The sequence below is a fragment of the Grimontia celer genome, from assembly GCF_900055185.1.
In the GTDB taxonomy this organism is placed as follows: Bacteria; Pseudomonadota; Gammaproteobacteria; order Enterobacterales; family Vibrionaceae; genus Enterovibrio; species Enterovibrio celer.
In genome coordinates this window covers 759,162-774,745 of record NZ_FIZX01000001.1, presented here as the reverse complement: position 1 = coordinate 774,745, position 15,584 = coordinate 759,162, and the positions used below count along the sequence as shown (strand labels likewise).

Genomic DNA, 15,584 nt, shown 5'->3' with positions numbered 1-15,584 from the left:
AACAAAAAAACGAGGGCATTTGCCCTCGTTTTATTTTGTACTGATTTAAACCATTAACGTTCTTTCTCGTAAGGTCGCCCAATTGCCTTCGGAGCAATCGCTTTGCCGATAAAGCCCGCCAGAAGTACCACGGTCAACACGTATGGCAGTGCAGAGAACAACTGGGTTGGCAACACGCCAATCAGCGGAATCGACACGCCCTGCATACGCGTTTCCAGCGCTGAGAGGAAGCCGAACAGCAAACAGGCCAGCAGCGCATTGCGTGGCTGCCATTTACCGAAGATAACCGCTGCCAGCGCAATATAGCCCTGACCTGCTGTCATCTCTTTACCAAACGCCGCATTCTGCGCAGTAGAAAGGTACGCACCCGCCAAGCCACACAGCAAACCTGCAATCAGTACCGCACGGTAACGTAACCAAACCACCGAGATACCTGCCGTATCAATCGCATTTGGCTCTTCACCTACCGCACGAAGACGCAAACCGAAGCGTGTTCTGAACAACACCCACCAAGTGATGATCACTGCGATAAAGGCCAGATACACCAGAATGTTGTGACCGGAAATGACATCTCGATAAAGCGGACCAATCACAGGGATGGTATCGCCTAGCCATTCAGCGCCTGGCAATTCAGCCGGAAGGAATCGCTGATCGTTGTGCAGCGTTGGCGTTTGACCACCACGCTGAAACCAAGCATGGCCGAGGGTAATCGTCATTCCTGAGGCGAAGAAGTTCACCGCTAGGCCAGAAATAATCTGATCGCCTTTTTGAGTGATGGACGCATAGCCATGAACCAACGCCAACATCATTGAGCCAGCAATCGCTGCCAGCAGGCCAAGCCAAGGATTGCCAGTCACGTAGGAAACCGCAGCTGCAGCAAACGCAGCAAACAGCATTTTACCCTCAAGGCCGATATCGACCACGCCAGCACGCTCAGAAAAAATCCCAGCCATCGCTGCGAAAATCAATGGAACAGCAAGGCGCAGTGTGGAGTCGGCAGATGAGAGGATCCAGTTAAACCATTCCATGTTACGCCCCCTCTGCTTGCGCGTTGCGGCGCATAAAGAAGCCTTCGACCGGCTTGCGGATTAATCTGTCGAGCGCTCCCGTAAAGAAGATCACCAGGCCTTGAATCACCATAATCAGTTCTGGGTTCAGGCTTGGCATTTCAAACTGCAGCTCTGTACCACCTTGATAAAGCGCACCGAACAGCAATGCAGCAACCACAATCCCAAATGGATGGTTACGCCCCATCAGTGCCACGGCGATACCGATGAAACCAAAGCCACCAGTAAAGTTCAGAATCAGGCGGTTTTGCGCACCATAAACTTCATTCACCGCCATCAAGCCTGCTAGTGCACCAGAAATGGTCATCGCGATAATGATGATTTTCTTGGCGTCGATACCAGCATACTCTGCCGCTGTTGCATTCTGCCCGACGACGCGAATCGCGTAGCCAAGGCGGGTTCTGAACATCAGAACCCAAACCAGATACGCCACCAGCAGTGCAATCAGAATGGAAGGATTCAGCAGAGAGAATGGCAGTTCGAGACCATAGCTTGCGCCGAGTTCATAGAGTTTCGGGAACACGGCTTCAGGGTTGAAATAGCGCGAATCAGTCGAGTTACCACCGTATTTGGCGATGTGTTCAACCAACGCGTAACCCATCACGGAGAAGGCAATAAAGTTGAACATGATGGTGGTAACCACAATGTGCGAACCACGTTTTGCCTGCAGATACCCCGGCACAGCGCCCCAAAGCGCACCGAAAGCCGCCGCGACCAAAATAGCCAATGGAGCCATCAGCCACATGTTGAGCACACCATCAAGTAGCAGCATCAAAATGCCGATGCCTAAACCTGCGATATAGGCCTGCCCTTCACCGCCGATATTGAACAAACCCGCGTGGAAAGCGACGGCAACTGCCAGCCCAGTGAACACAAAGTTTGTCGCGTAATACAGGGTGTTGTTCAGTCCGCCAAATTCCAGATTAGTCGCACCCTGAATCATCACGCTAAATGCTGCGGTTGGGCTTTCCCCTACCAACAATACCACTAAGCTTGAAATCACCAGCGCGACAGAAAGCTGAATAAAAGGAACCAGAAAGGTTTTCACCCACATTGGGGCGCTTTGTTGAGGTACATTCATGCTGCGCCCTCCTCTTCTGCGGCGTTCGCCATCAAGATACCGAGTTGACGCTCATCCATGTCTTTGGCAATCACATCGCCGGTGATTTCGCCATCCACCAATACGATGATGCGGTCGGACAGTGACATGATTTCTTCAAGCTCTGTCGAAACCAGTAGAATCGCGGCACCAGCATCTCTGGCGGCTATCAGGTTGCGGTGAATAAATTCAATCGCACCGATATCCACACCACGGGTAGGCTGACCCACCAAAAGGACTTCTGGCTCACGCAGCATTTCACGGGCAATGATGAGTTTTTGTTGGTTACCACCAGAGAAGTTGGCGGATTTCAGTTGTGGATCAGCAGGACGCACATCGTACTGCTCCATCATGTCTTTGGTTGCTCTTTCAATCGCTATCGGATCGAGCAAGCCTTTACCGTAAGCAATGTCATGCTGGAAGCCGAGAATCGCGCTTTCCGAGGCAGGCATCGCTTTTACCAAACCTTGTTTGATACGGTCTTCCGGAATATGGCCCACACTCAAACGTCGCATTAAGCCTGCATCACGGCTGTCTTTGCTGCCGAACTTCTGGCTGCCTTTGGAGGTAGCTAAGGTAAAGTCCCCTTCCTGTGGAACCGTGACACCTGAAAGCACAGAAAGCAGTTCAGACTGACCATTGCCTGAAACACCTGCAACACCCAGAATTTCACCCGCTTTAAGGCTGAAGTTCAGATTTTTTAAGCGCTTAACGCCACGGCTGTCGAACCAGGAAACGTTATTTACGTTAAGGCGCTCCTCGCCGGGCGTTGCGTCGGTTTTGTCCACACGTAGTAGAACCTTTCGCCCCACCATCAATTCCGCCAGCTCATCAACATTGGTTTCTGCTGTTTGTCGATGTGCGACCATGGCCCCCTGACGCATGACAGACACAGAATCGGTGATCGCCATGATCTCTTTGAGTTTGTGCGTGATCAGAATGATGGTGACACCCTGTGATTTAAGGGTGTTGAGGATCTCGAAAAACTGTTCAATTTCCTGCGGCGTCAAAACGCCTGTCGGTTCATCCAGAATCAGAATGCGTGCGCCACGATATAAGGCTTTGAGGATTTCCACACGCTGCTGAATGCCAACAGGAAGCTCACCGACAATCGCATTGGAATCAACGGTCAAACCGTATTCTTCTTCAATTTTTTCCAACGCGCCGCCGACGTTTTTCGAGGCCACATCCAACAGGCTGTGTCCTTCTGCGCCGAGCATGATGTTTTCAAGAACAGAGAAGGTTTCCACCAACATAAAGTGCTGGTGAACCATGCCGATGCCATGGGAAATGGCATCTTGGGAATCTTTGATATTTACGGTTTGCCCATCGACTTCGATGGTGCCGGAGTCGGCTTGGTAGAAACCGTAGAGAATCGACATCAGTGTCGATTTACCTGCACCGTTTTCCCCGACAATACCGTGTATAGTGCCCGGCATTACCGTGAGGTCGATGTCTTTGTTTGCATGAACTGCGCCGAATCGTTTGTTGATCCCTCGCAGTTGAATGGCGGGTTGTGTCATGCCAGCTCCTTGGCATCAATTGAAGAACGACTTAAGCGATTATCCCTGTGAGAGCAATAAGTTAGGTTGCAAGACAAATCGCTATCTCTTGATGCAAATCGCCCCCGGGAGATCAGATCCACCGGGGGCGAAAATCACGAATTAATATTCGCAAGAATCCGTGCTGAAGTAATCATGAACGATAATCTTGCCAGCAATGATGTCATCACGAATTTCTTTCACACGCGCTTCCATTTCTGGAGTCACGAGGTCACGGTTGAACTCATCCAGTGCCCAGTCAACACCGCCTTCTTTCAGACCCAAGGCTTGCAGACCCGGAGTGAACTCACCGTTCTTCGCGTCATTGAACGCGTCTTGTACCGCAACGTCTACGCGCTTAACCATAGAGGTCAACATTACGCCCGGGTGCAGGTAGTTTTGGTTTGAATCGACACCGATAGCATATTTGCTGCCATCAACGGCTGCTTGGTAAACACCTACACCGGTACCACCCGCCGCAGCGTAAACTACGTCTACACCTTTATCGAACTGAGATTTCGCCAGCTCTGCACCTTTGGTTGGGTTGTTCCATGCTGCTGGTGTTGAGCCCGTCATGTTCTGGATAACGTCCGCACCGTCTGCCTGGAACTTCGCGCCTTGCTCGTAACCACACGCGAACTTACGGATCAGAGGAATGTCCATTCCGCCAACGAAACCGACTTTGTCGCTTTCACTTTTCATCACCGCCAGTGCACCTACCAGGAACGAACCTTCGTGCTCTTTAAACACAACAGAACGTACGTTTGGCAGATCGACCACTGCATCGATGATAACGAATTCAGTTTTAGGGAATTGCTTCGCCACTTTCTCTACAATAGGTGCTTGTTGGAAACCTACCGCAACGATAGGGCTGAAACCACGCTGAGCCATACGCAACATCGCTTGCTCACGCTGTGCTTCATTGGTGATTTCAAACTCACCATAGCTGATGCCTGTTTCAGTCTTAAACGCTTCTGCACCAGTGTAAGCCGCCTGGTTGAATGATTTGTCGAACTTACCACCCATATCGAAAATGACAGAAGGCTTGAACTGAGCTGCTGACGCCGATGCAGACATAAGACCCAGGGTAACTGCTGCAGCCAGTGAGGTGATCGTTTTCATCCTTGATACTCCATCTATTGAGGAAATCCGTTATTTGAGAAATTTATACGCTAGCCACATGAAGACTCAGAGCTTCATATGATTCGGATATATGTATTCATAGGACAAATTAACATTTCATCCACAAAGTACGGACAAATATCGTTCCGCTTGCGATGAAATCTTGAACACATTCACACCCAGCCTTATTTTCTGTGCTCACCTTCTCGTTTTCACGAGTTTACTCCTGTGAAGCTCCCTGCAATATCACATCCACCCATACAAGACGGTGATCGGAAGACCGACCTGATACCGGCTTGCCACTCTCGTTATAGATGAATGACGCTAATGCATCGTTCACTTTTGGCCAGAAAACACCCGAATCGACAGGTTTAAGATGATGTGACGGCAGCACATAATCCAGTCTTAGCCCGCGGTTGTGGGTCGCACGGCTTTTGCCTCTCATCCGTGAGTCAGAGATACACGAAGAAGCGCCTGCGCTATGGGGTTGAACGTCATGAAGAATAGGGTCAGACAGCAAGGTTCGGATTTGAGCTCTGTCTCCGTCACCGTTGGCGGGGTCCGCATTGAGATCTCCCATGATCACAAAGGCGTCACGGTTATCCAGCCCACCGCCCTTTCCTTTGTCGTCTACGAGAAACGCAGCGTTGGTGACGATGTCGTGGAGCAAACGGAGCTCATCGGCATTTCTTCTGAGGTTACGTCTCTCAGGTCCATCAAAAACCGGCGGTGTTGGGTGGCAAGCCACTAAATGAATACGCTGGTCGCCAACGAGGACAGGCAGCGCAATGTGGTTCTTGGATGATAGGCGGATAGATTGCAACCCCTTCGCTTGAAAGTAGGATTCTGGCATGCGGCTACCGGGAAAATCCTGCCAAGGTAGCGTCTGCCAACTTCGACTGTTTTCGATATCAAGCGGGTATTTACTGAGGATAACGAACCCGTACTGGCCGTGATGTCTCGCAAATCCATGCGCTCTTTCTGGTGACAGTGAGATATCATCCCCTTCAACGACAGGTAGTCCGGTATTCGTCGCAGAAAGGTAGGTGTGAGGGAAATGAATAGCGGACTGACCGAGTTGTGGTTTTTCCAGATATTCCTTTTGGAAAAACGCCAGCATGCCATCATCACCGCCATGTCCGAGATGGTCGAACTCGCAGAGTAATAAAACATCTGGTTGAGTATTTTGAATGATGGCCGCTATGCTAGTGAAACGGCGAGATGTTTCCTCTTTCAGTTGGCTGAAGACTTCGCCGGATTTATCTGCAGACATCGCGACATTAAACGTCGCAAACCTCAGCGATTTTTGCTCAGATGTGTGCTCAGACATGATGATACTACTCGCTCGTTTTCAGTCAGCGAATGGTAACCCTCTGAGCCCCCTAAGAACAGCGTTCCTGACTAAGAACCATAGACAAGGCTTCGCGGATATACTTGGCATCAGCCTCTGCACGATGTGGCGCAGGCCCCAGTGATTCCAGCGCGGTGAGAAAATCTTCCCGGTTAATTCCATCATGGTTCAGCAGCCAATGACCCACTTCCGTGAGCGTAAAGGTTGGTCGCATGTGCGCGGCTTTATACAGTCGACCCAGCCAGAACAGATCCCACTGGCTGTCGCACAGTACGTCGTCGTAATAACAAAGTGCACCATTAAGGTGTGTGCAAACGTCTACGACGGAGAGTCCTTCTGTTTTTAGCGAGAAACGGCTCAAACCGTGAATTTCAGTTTCGGCGAACTCATCCCAGTATTGCCAGTTTTCGGGAGAGGTATCTGGGTTGATCAGTAAGCTGACGCTGTTGCCATCGGGCAAACTGTAGCCAACTTCAATGGGATATGAAGCTTCCGTGAGGCCAGACGCTTCAAAATCGAGGGTAACCCACATATTATCGCTCCATGATAATGTTGTGTTCATAATGGTCGGCGAGAATACCTGTCTGACGCGGGTTGACTGCTACGGGCGCATCCAATTTGCCCTGCAATATCATCCCAATAACACATCATTTGTATTCAGCATTGATTGTATACCTCAGACCAAAAACCTGTGGAATTTCTGACCAAAGTAGAGAGGTTTATCCCATCACTCTGTCAATAAATCGGTTTCGGCTGGGATTTATCAGCGACTGTGCTACCACCCATATGCAACAGCGAACGATTAACATACGAAACTAAATGTAGTGCGTTTCATTTTTTCTGCACGAAAAAACATTAACCGTATGGCATATTCATTAGCGGTTTATCAATTTTTAGAAAATTAGCCATTGGCAATATAGATGACATCCCAATCAAACATTCTGACACCCGTACTTGGCTTTGCCGGATTCAGCGGCTCGGGTAAAACCACCTTGCTCGAAGCCGTTATCCCTCATTTAAGAGCGTCTGGCTTGCGGGTTGGGCTTTTGAAACACAGCCATCACAACATCGAACCGGATAAACCCACCAAAGACAGTTATCGACTCCGCTATGCGGGCAGTGATCAACTTTTACTGGCAACGTCCAAACGCCACATGCTGTTTTTTGAGTATCACGACGACGAAGAACGTGAGCCTGAACTGCGAGAATGTTTGGTTCAACTCGATCATTCACGGCTTGATATTGTCCTCGTAGAAGGTTTTCGCGATGACACTCTCACGAAGATTGAAGTACACAGGCCAAGCTATGGAAAGCCAACCCTTTTTACCTGCGACCAACATATTATCGCCGTTGCTTATGACCAGAAACCTGATGCTTTTGATACGTTCAAGTTGCCAAGTCTCGATCTGAACCAACCTTCAGACATTGCTGAATTCATAAAACACTGGCTGACAAATGCGCCCGAAAGTGAGAAATTTCTCGCTTATGATTCTGAGCTGTAAAAACACCTATTTTGCCTAACATATTGACGTGAATAAGCGCACTTACGGTGCCACAATCAATTTGTGTCGGGACTATTGGCGTCACCTGTATACTATTGCAGCAGCCAAATTGATGCATATAAGGCGAATTGACGATCTATGTCTGCCTTTTCCCATTATTGTGTCGCCCGTTTCGGTTAAAAACTTCAAAATGGGACTTTATAAAAATGCATAAGAAGTTAGATATGAAGTCAACTACCCGCACCGTCAGTCCTCATAAACAAGTTGCGCTGGTTGCCCACGACCACTGCAAATCAGAATTACTGCGTTGGGTGAAAGAACACAGAGACGCGCTTGCTCACCACCAACTTTTCGCTACAGGAACTACTGGTAATATTCTGAGCCGAGAAACTGGCCTATCCATCACTTCTTTAATGAGTGGTCCAATGGGTGGTGACCAACAGCTGGGCGCAATGATTTGTGAGAAGAAAATCGACGTTCTGGTCTTCTTCTGGGATCCACTCAGCGCCGTACCACATGACCCAGACGTAAAAGCACTACTGCGCATCGCTGCGGTCTGGAACATTCCGGTAGCCATTAACCGTGCATCAGCTAACTACCTCATCACCTCACCAATGATGACGCACGAAATTGATATCGAAGTACCGGATTACGACAAGTACCTATCAGAAAGGCTTTAATCCTTATCTCATGATTATCCTGCCCCAAATTCAAGGTGTGGTAGCACGTAGCTGCCACCCTTTCGGTTGCCAGGCCGCTATCTCTGAGCAAATTTCAAAATCACTCTCACAACAATCCGCGTCAGATGCACTACCAAAACGTGTGTTGATACTGGGCGCCTCATCTGGGTTTGGCCTCGCTTCCCGCATTGCACTGGCATTTGGCCCTGCAAAAGCGGCCACCATTGGCGTCTCCTTTGAACGTGGCATGTCCGAAAAAGGTATTGGTAGCGCCGGCTGGTACAACAATATCTTCTTCCATGAAGCTGCTGAAAAAGCAGGACTGATATCCACTAACATTTTGGGCGATGCGTTTTCTGCTGAGACCCGTGAGCAAGTGGCAAAAGCGATTGAACAGGATTTGGGTGGTCAGGTTGATTTGGTCGTCTACTCCCTCGCAACAGGCATTCGACCTAATCCGGAAACGGGCGAATTCTGGCGTTCGGCGATTCGCCCTGTTGGGGAAACCGTAGAAGGCTATTCCGTTAACTTCGAGAAAAACAGTCTGGATAAAGTTTCACTGCCGCCTGCAACCGAGCAGGAAATAGACGAAACCGTGAAGGTAATGGGTGGAGAAGACTGGTTAAGCTGGATTCAATTCCTCAGCGAGAGAAACTTGCTTTCAACAGGGTGTGAAACCGTTGCTTACTCTTATATTGGTCCTGAGCATACTCATGCCATTTACCACAAAGGCACACTGGGGCTGGCGAAAACCCATCTGCACAACACCCGTGATGACATCAACGTTCTGCTTGAGAACATCGAGGGCAACGCCAACATTGCGGTTTGCAAAGCACTCGTTACCAAAGCCAGCGTGTTTATACCAGGGTTGACCCCTTATCTTCTGGCGCTGTATCGAGTGATGAAAGAGAAAGGGCTTCATGAGGGTTGCATTGAGCAGATGAACCGCTTGTTTTATAGCAAGTGGCAAAACCACACTGAGCGGGACGAGGAGAACCTCATCCGCATTGATGACTGGGAACTGCGTGATGATGTGCAGCAAGAAGTGAACGCACTGCTCGCCGAAATGACGCCGGATAGCTTCGCTGAGATTGGCGATTACAAAGGCGTATTGGGTGAGTTTTTGCAGCTCAACGGTTTTGAATTCCCTTCTGTCGACTACACCCAAGAGGTCGATATTGAAGCGTTGAAAACGCTTCGTCCCTAGCTTTCTGTTTGGTTCACATAAGAACATAAAATGGCAGGATTAACCTGCCATTTTCAATCGATTATCCTGTCGTTGGATAGTCCAACAAAGCTTTGATCTCGGCAAGATGCTTTTTCACCCAAGTGCGGTTTATCGCGCCCCAATTGGTGATTTGGTATCCGCCATTTTTATTGGCACCGACAAATTCGGTTTCGATGTCCAACTCACCCAACGCTTCAATGGTGTCTTGCGCGGTGCGTCTTGGCATGCCGGTTACATCCATGATGCTAGGGACGGTGTTTACGCCGTTGTCGATAAGGTGCGCCACCAGCAAGCGGCGATAGAAACTGGTTTTGGTTTTGCTCGGTTTACTCAAATGCTTTCCCTTTCAGATTTTTAGCCTGACTTAGACTGACTTTGAGTGTAACGCCAAAGCATGGCATAAAAATGTTATCCCGCGTTTTTAGTGCAGCAACTCACGTCTTATCGACAAACGAGCTAACCGTCAATATGAAGGTGGGATTGCAACACCATGGTATCCAGCAGCATTTTACTGATTTCACCATCTGTTTTTCCTGTTATATCAATGGAGTAGTTTATAGAATCTACTGCTCATCATAGACTCACCAAAGTCACTGCCGCTTAATCCTCTAAACGACCACTTAATTTTCTATTCCACCACTCAACCACTGAGCGAATGCATCATTGTCAGGCGAGCCGTAGAGTTGGCACCGTGAATCAACTCAATAAGGACAATGGCTATGATATGGTTTCTCACCTGTGTCGCTGCGCTGATTGGCGGCTACTTCCTCTACGGGGCATTTATCGAAAAAGTGTTCGGCGTTAATGAACACCGTAAAACCCCTGCTCACACCAAAACAGACGGCGTTGACTATGTGCCGATGTCGACCCCTAAGGTATATCTGGTTCAACTTCTGAACATTGCGGGTGTGGGCCCAATCTTCGGTCCGATTATGGGTGCGCTTTACGGCCCAGCGGCGATGCTTTGGATTGTGGTGGGGTGTATCTTCGCAGGTGCAGTACACGACTACTTCTCTGGCATGTTGTCTGTCCGCAATGGCGGTGCATCAGTACCAACGATTACCGGTCGCTATCTGGGTAACGGCGCAAAACATTTCATGAACATTTTTGCCATTATCCTTCTGCTTCTCGTCGGTGTTGTGTTCGTTTCAGCCCCTGCTGGCATGATCACTAACCTGATCAACGAGCAAACCAGCCTGACGGTCACCATGACCAGCATGGTCGTTATCATCTTCGCTTACTACATCATCGCGACCATTGTACCTGTCGATAAAATCATCGGTCGCTTCTACCCGTTCTTCGGCGCGCTACTGATTTTCATGTCTGTTGGCCTGATGACCGCGATTGGCTTCTCTGACGAGCACACAGTAATGGGCGGTTTTGAAGTGAGCGACATGTTCAGCAACCTGAACCCTAACGATATGCCACTGTGGCCAGCCCTGTTCATCACCATCGCTTGTGGCGCAATCTCTGGCTTCCACGCGACCCAGTCTCCGCTGATGGCGCGCTGTATGGAAAACGAAAAGAACGGCCGCTTTGTGTTCTACGGTGCAATGATTGGTGAAGGCATCATCGCGCTGATTTGGTGTGCGATTGCCCTGTCTTTCTTCGGCACGCTGGAGGGACTGAATGAAGCAGTCGCAAACGGCGGCCCAGGCAACGTGGTCTACAGTGCATCATTTGGCCTGCTGGGTGTGTTCGGTGGCATCATCGCCTTCCTGGGTGTGGTTATCCTGCCTATCACATCTGGCGACACCGCATTCCGCTCTAGCCGCCTTATCCTTGCTGAGTACTTCAACATGGAACAGAAAACACTGCGTAACCGCCTGATGATGGCTGTGCCTCTGTTTGTTATCGGTGGCATCCTGACTCAGGTAGACTTCGGAATTATCTGGCGCTACTTCGGCTTTGCGAACCAAGCGACAGCAGTGATGATGTTGTGGACTGCATCTGCTTACCTGCTGCGTCACAACAAGCTGCACTGGATCACCACTATCCCTGCTATGTTCATGACGTCTGTATGTGTGACCTTCATTCTGAACAACAGCTCATTGGGCTTTGGTCTGCCAATGAATATTTCGACCGGTGCTGGCGTACTGTTTGCCCTGACCGCTGCAGGCTACGTGATTAAAACCTCTAAAGGTAAAGGTGAAACTGACCTGGCTGATGAAGAGCAGCCAAAAGTGGAGACCAAAACTGCCTGATATAACAAAACGTTAGAGAAAGAGCCTGCCTAGCAGGCTCTTGTTGTATCTGGATTTTGTGCAGATACAATGAAGAAAACTAAAACAAAGGTTCACCATGGAACTGGTTATTTCGCTGCTGCAGCAAATGTGCGTGTATCTGGTGCTGGCTTATATGCTGAGTAAAACGCCGATTGTCCTGCCTTTGCTAAACATTTCATCCCGCTTAAGCCACCGCCTGATTTGTTACGTGCTCTTCTCCGGCTTTTGTATTCTCGGCACCTATTTTGGCCTTCAGATCAATGATGCCATCGCCAATACCCGCGCAATTGGCGCTGTGATGGGCGGCCTTTTTGGTGGGCCTGTTGTTGGCTTTTTCGTGGGTTTAACGGGCGGCATTCACCGTTATTCTCTGGGCGGGTTTACCGATTTAGCCTGTGCGATATCCACTACCGCAGAAGGTTTGATTGGCGGTCTGATGCATGTGTATTTCGTTAAGCGAAACCGCGTCAGCCAGCTATTCAACCCCGTGGTGGTATTCGGTATTACCTTTGTGGCAGAAGTGGTGCAAATGGCGATTCTTTTGCTTGTAGCAAAACCTTTCGACCAATCCTATGCGCTGGTTTCGACTATCGCCGCGCCAATGATCATTGCCAATTCCTGCGGCGCTGCCCTGTTTATGAGCATCCTTCAGGACCGAAAAACCATCTTTGAAAAGTACTCTGCCTCTTTTTCCCGTCGCGCATTGACCATTGCTGACCGCTGCGTAGGTATTCTCCATAACGGTTTGAACGGCGAATCCGCCGGGAAAATAGCCCGCATTATTTATGAAGAAACCCAAGTTGGTGCGGTGTCTATTACCGACAAGGAAAAGATTCTAGCCTTTGTTGGCATCGGCGATGACCACCACTTACCGGACACCAAAATCTCTTCGCAGAACACGCTTGATGCCATTGAGATGAACAAAATCATGTATCTGGATGGCGCAGAAAAGCCTTACCAATGCTCGCTCTCAGCAGATTGTAAACTTGGCTCGGCTCTCATCATTCCGCTTCGTTCCGGCGAAGACGTCGTCGGCACCATCAAGCTTTACGAACGCAAACATAAGCTATTTTCGACCATCAATATGTCGATGGCTGAAGGGATTGCCCAGCTGCTTTCCAGCCAAATCCTGTTCAGTGGCTACCTACAACAGAAGTCCTTACTAACCCAAGCGGAAGTAAAACTGCTTCACGCTCAGGTGAACCCACATTTTCTGTTTAACGCACTCAATACCATCAGCGCTGTAGTCCGTCGCGATGCGGATAAAGCCCGCGAATTGATTCAGAACTTGTCGCAGTTCTTTCGCAGCAACCTCAAGCAAAATGTTCGCTCTGTGTCGCTTCGCGACGAGCTCGACCATGTGAACGCTTACCTCAGCATTGAAAAAGCGCGGTTCACTGACAGACTGAGTGTCGACATACAAATCGACGATTGTTTGCTGGATGTGCAAATCCCGAGTTTCACCCTTCAGCCGCTGGTTGAAAACGCTATCAAACACGGTATTTCAAACTTGTTGGAAGGGGGAACCGTGCGTATTTTCAGCCAGCCGACGGCTGACGGGTTTTCGATTTCAGTGGAAGACAACGCGGGTTGTTTCATGCCACCGCCGGAGAATCACCAGGGGCTTGGGCTAGAAATTGTTACGAAACGACTTGAGCATCAATTTGGGCGTGACTCATCGCTGAAAATTGAAAGCGAACCCGATCAATTCACCCGGATGACGTTTATTATTCCGGCCTCAGAAGTAAGCACAGGTGCAAAGGTAGGATGTTAACCGCACTGGTCATTGACGACGAACAGTTTGCCCGCGAAGAACTCGCGACATTGTTGGAAGAAACCGGCGAGATTGAGATAGTCGGTGATGCGCCAAACGCTATCATCGGCCTCAAGAAAATCAATGAATTGAAGCCGGATGTGGTGTTTCTGGATATTCAGATGCCGCAAATCACCGGGCTGGAACTACTTTCCATGCTGGACCTGGAAAACATGCCGTTTGTTGTTTTTGTCACTGCGTACGATCAATACGCCATTGAAGCATTCGAAGAGAATGCCTTTGACTATCTGCTAAAACCTGTTGAGCCAAGCCGCTTAATCAAAACCGTGCAGAAACTGACCCGCACAGTGAAAAAACAGTCTGCCCCACAGAATCTATCCGCACTGGCACCAGAAAAGCTGTGCCAAATCCCCTGCACTGGCCATAACCGCATTCTGCTAATACCAATTGATCAGGTTGAGAGTGTGTATAGTGACATCAGTGGCGTACATGTTCACACCGCAGATAAAACGCCAACGACTCAACTCACCCTAAAAACGTTGGAAGAAAAGACGCCGCTACTGCGCTGTCACCGCCAGTATCTGGTCAGCGTCAATCACATTAGCGAAATCAAATTGCTGGAAAACGGACTGGCGGAAGTGATTACTGCCAGCGGGTTTACGATTCCAATCAGTCGTCGCTACTTGAAAACGCTGAAGGAAGTGATTGGGCTGACAGGCTAATCTTGCTCTTCCTTTACCAAACCATCACCGGAGCGCAGCAGCATACCCAACAACTGTTCATTGCTGATGGGCTCCCCAGATAACACACTGGCGAGGATCTCGCTGCCAAACAGCTGAGGCGATAGCAATACGTCCGCATTCACCCGCTTTACTTTCTTCATATTCTTGGCGTCATTCACTGCGGTGACCACTTTGATATCAGGTGAAATCGCCTTGACCGAAAGTACGATAAACGCGTTGGTGGCATCATCTTCCGTTAAGGCCAACACAGCATGACAATGCTCGACACCCGCTTCCAGCAACACATCACTGTCGGTGCTATCGCCGGAAATGATGTCCAGTTTAGTCCCGACTCTTTGCTCAATCTGGGTAAACTTATCTTCGTCTTCAATCGTCACCATGGTCACGGGCAATTCGCGCTTGTGAAGTTGCCAAATGGTGCTGGATGCCAGCACTGAAGTGCCACAAACAATAAAGTGGTTTTTCCTGTTCATTGGCTTTTGTACTCCTTTCACAAGCTTATTCAAACCGCCCCGAATAATCGGGCCAAATACGGTAGTCAAAGAGGTGGCGAATACGGTGATTCCCGCGATGATGACGGAAATGGTAAACAGCCTTGCCGCTTCGGTTTGAGGAATAATGTCGCCATAACCGACAGTGGTCATGGTCACCATGGAAAAGTAAAACGCCGTCATCAAATCATGGATAGCAGGATGGAAGCCTTCACCGAAATAGAGCGCTCCGTAAGTGGAATAAAACAACAAGACGGCAAAGCTGATAAAGGCTGCGATACCGCCAGCCGTCGCGCTGGAATGGTTGAAGTCTTTGCTGAGCAAGATCAGCAGTAAAACAGCACTGGCACTCCAATAGAGATGCGCCCCGAGATGCGGGAAAAAATGCCAGGTAAAGGTGAACACAATCATCAGCAGAATCAGGCTTACCGCCCAGGCAATCCGCGCCCGAAACAGCAAGCCAAAGGCGTTCAGCATCAAGAACATACCGAGTAGTAACCAAGGCCCATTGACCGCATGTGTCCAGTTGATGTCGGTAAAGTTTTTGATGTGGAACAGCGCCACCAAATCGAGGTTTTGCCCCCATACGGAACGGAAAATCAGAAAGCCATTGATAAACACCAATGCGGCGACCAGTGAGTGACGAACACGACGCCAGAATTCGAGCGCTTTTTGAAGAAGATGAATGTGCAATCTGGTCACCTGAGAGACTAATTCGATGGGAGTATAGTTCTCAGCCCACTTGCGCTATGTTTTGTTGG

14 protein-coding genes are annotated in these 15,584 nt (G+C 49.3%); 6 read left to right on the top strand and 8 right to left on the bottom strand.

The features are described from left to right. Positions 1-53 precede the first annotated feature (53 nt). From GCE9029_RS03505 to GCE9029_RS03480, 6 genes are all read right to left on the bottom strand, one after another. Positions 54-1,028: an ABC transporter permease gene (locus GCE9029_RS03505; protein WP_062661051.1), complete on the bottom strand. Its 975-nt coding sequence runs from the start codon at positions 1,026-1,028 to the stop codon at positions 54-56. A gap of 1 nt (position 1,029) precedes the next feature. Continuing rightward, positions 1,030-2,148 (bottom strand): ABC transporter permease, encoded by a 1,119-nt coding sequence (locus GCE9029_RS03500; protein WP_046303509.1) that lies wholly within the window; start codon positions 2,146-2,148, stop codon positions 1,030-1,032. Continuing rightward, entirely contained in the window at positions 2,145-3,689 is a 1,545-nt protein-coding gene (locus GCE9029_RS03495) for an ABC transporter ATP-binding protein (RefSeq protein ID WP_062661050.1), read from the bottom strand. The genes GCE9029_RS03500 and GCE9029_RS03495 overlap by 4 nt, the downstream gene beginning before the upstream one ends. Positions 3,690-3,830: 141 nt before the next feature. Then, complete coding sequence (locus tag GCE9029_RS03490; RefSeq protein ID WP_062661049.1) at positions 3,831-4,829, bottom strand: BMP family lipoprotein; 999 nt, start codon at positions 4,827-4,829, stop codon at positions 3,831-3,833. A 220-nt stretch (positions 4,830-5,049) separates the two neighbouring features. Then, on the bottom strand, positions 5,050-6,159 hold the full coding sequence (locus GCE9029_RS03485; protein WP_062661048.1) for an endonuclease/exonuclease/phosphatase family protein: 1,110 nt from the start codon (positions 6,157-6,159) through the stop codon (positions 5,050-5,052). Positions 6,160-6,211: 52 nt separating this feature from the next. Beyond that, positions 6,212-6,712 carry a hypothetical protein gene (locus GCE9029_RS03480; RefSeq protein ID WP_062661047.1) on the bottom strand — a complete coding sequence of 167 codons (501 nt, stop codon included), beginning with the start codon at positions 6,710-6,712 and terminating at the stop codon, positions 6,212-6,214. A 388-nt stretch (positions 6,713-7,100) separates the two neighbouring features. Between GCE9029_RS03480 and mobB the strand changes: the two genes are divergently transcribed. From mobB to fabV, 3 genes are all read left to right on the top strand, one after another. Further along, a complete protein-coding gene (mobB, locus tag GCE9029_RS03475) occupies positions 7,101-7,682 on the top strand; it encodes a molybdopterin-guanine dinucleotide biosynthesis protein B (RefSeq protein WP_062661046.1) in 582 nt (193 codons plus the stop codon). 224 nt (positions 7,683-7,906) lie between these two features. Continuing rightward, positions 7,907-8,362, top strand: coding sequence for a methylglyoxal synthase (locus tag GCE9029_RS03470; RefSeq protein WP_062661045.1), 456 nt, complete (start codon positions 7,907-7,909; stop codon positions 8,360-8,362). Positions 8,363-8,372: 10 nt separating this feature from the next. Then, positions 8,373-9,569, top strand: a complete 1,197-nt coding sequence (gene fabV, locus GCE9029_RS03465; protein ID WP_062661044.1) for an enoyl-ACP reductase FabV — start codon at positions 8,373-8,375, stop codon at positions 9,567-9,569. Positions 9,570-9,630: 61 nt separating this feature from the next. Here the strand turns inward: fabV and GCE9029_RS03460 are convergent, their stop codons facing one another. Next, positions 9,631-9,924 carry a winged helix-turn-helix domain-containing protein gene (locus GCE9029_RS03460; protein ID WP_062661043.1) on the bottom strand — a complete coding sequence of 98 codons (294 nt, stop codon included), beginning with the start codon at positions 9,922-9,924 and terminating at the stop codon, positions 9,631-9,633. Positions 9,925-10,309: 385 nt separating this feature from the next. Between GCE9029_RS03460 and GCE9029_RS03455 the strand changes: the two genes are divergently transcribed. From GCE9029_RS03455 to btsR, 3 genes are all read left to right on the top strand, one after another. Beyond that, the gene (locus GCE9029_RS03455; RefSeq protein ID WP_062661042.1) at positions 10,310-11,794 is read left to right on the top strand and encodes a carbon starvation CstA family protein; all 1,485 of its coding nucleotides are present in this window, start codon (positions 10,310-10,312) and stop codon (positions 11,792-11,794) included. A gap of 97 nt (positions 11,795-11,891) precedes the next feature. Beyond that, on the top strand, positions 11,892-13,589 hold the full coding sequence (locus GCE9029_RS03450) for a sensor histidine kinase (RefSeq protein ID WP_062661041.1): 1,698 nt from the start codon (positions 11,892-11,894) through the stop codon (positions 13,587-13,589). Further along, positions 13,583-14,311, top strand: a complete 729-nt coding sequence (gene btsR, locus GCE9029_RS03445; protein WP_062661040.1) for a two-component system response regulator BtsR — start codon at positions 13,583-13,585, stop codon at positions 14,309-14,311. Before GCE9029_RS03450 ends, btsR begins: the two co-directional genes overlap by 7 nt. On the opposite strand, the gene kch is transcribed toward btsR, so the two are convergent. Next, on the bottom strand, positions 14,308-15,516 hold the full coding sequence (gene kch, locus GCE9029_RS03440) for a voltage-gated potassium channel protein (RefSeq protein WP_082804261.1): 1,209 nt from the start codon (positions 15,514-15,516) through the stop codon (positions 14,308-14,310). The genes btsR and kch overlap by 4 nt on opposite strands. Positions 15,517-15,584 lie beyond the last annotated feature (68 nt).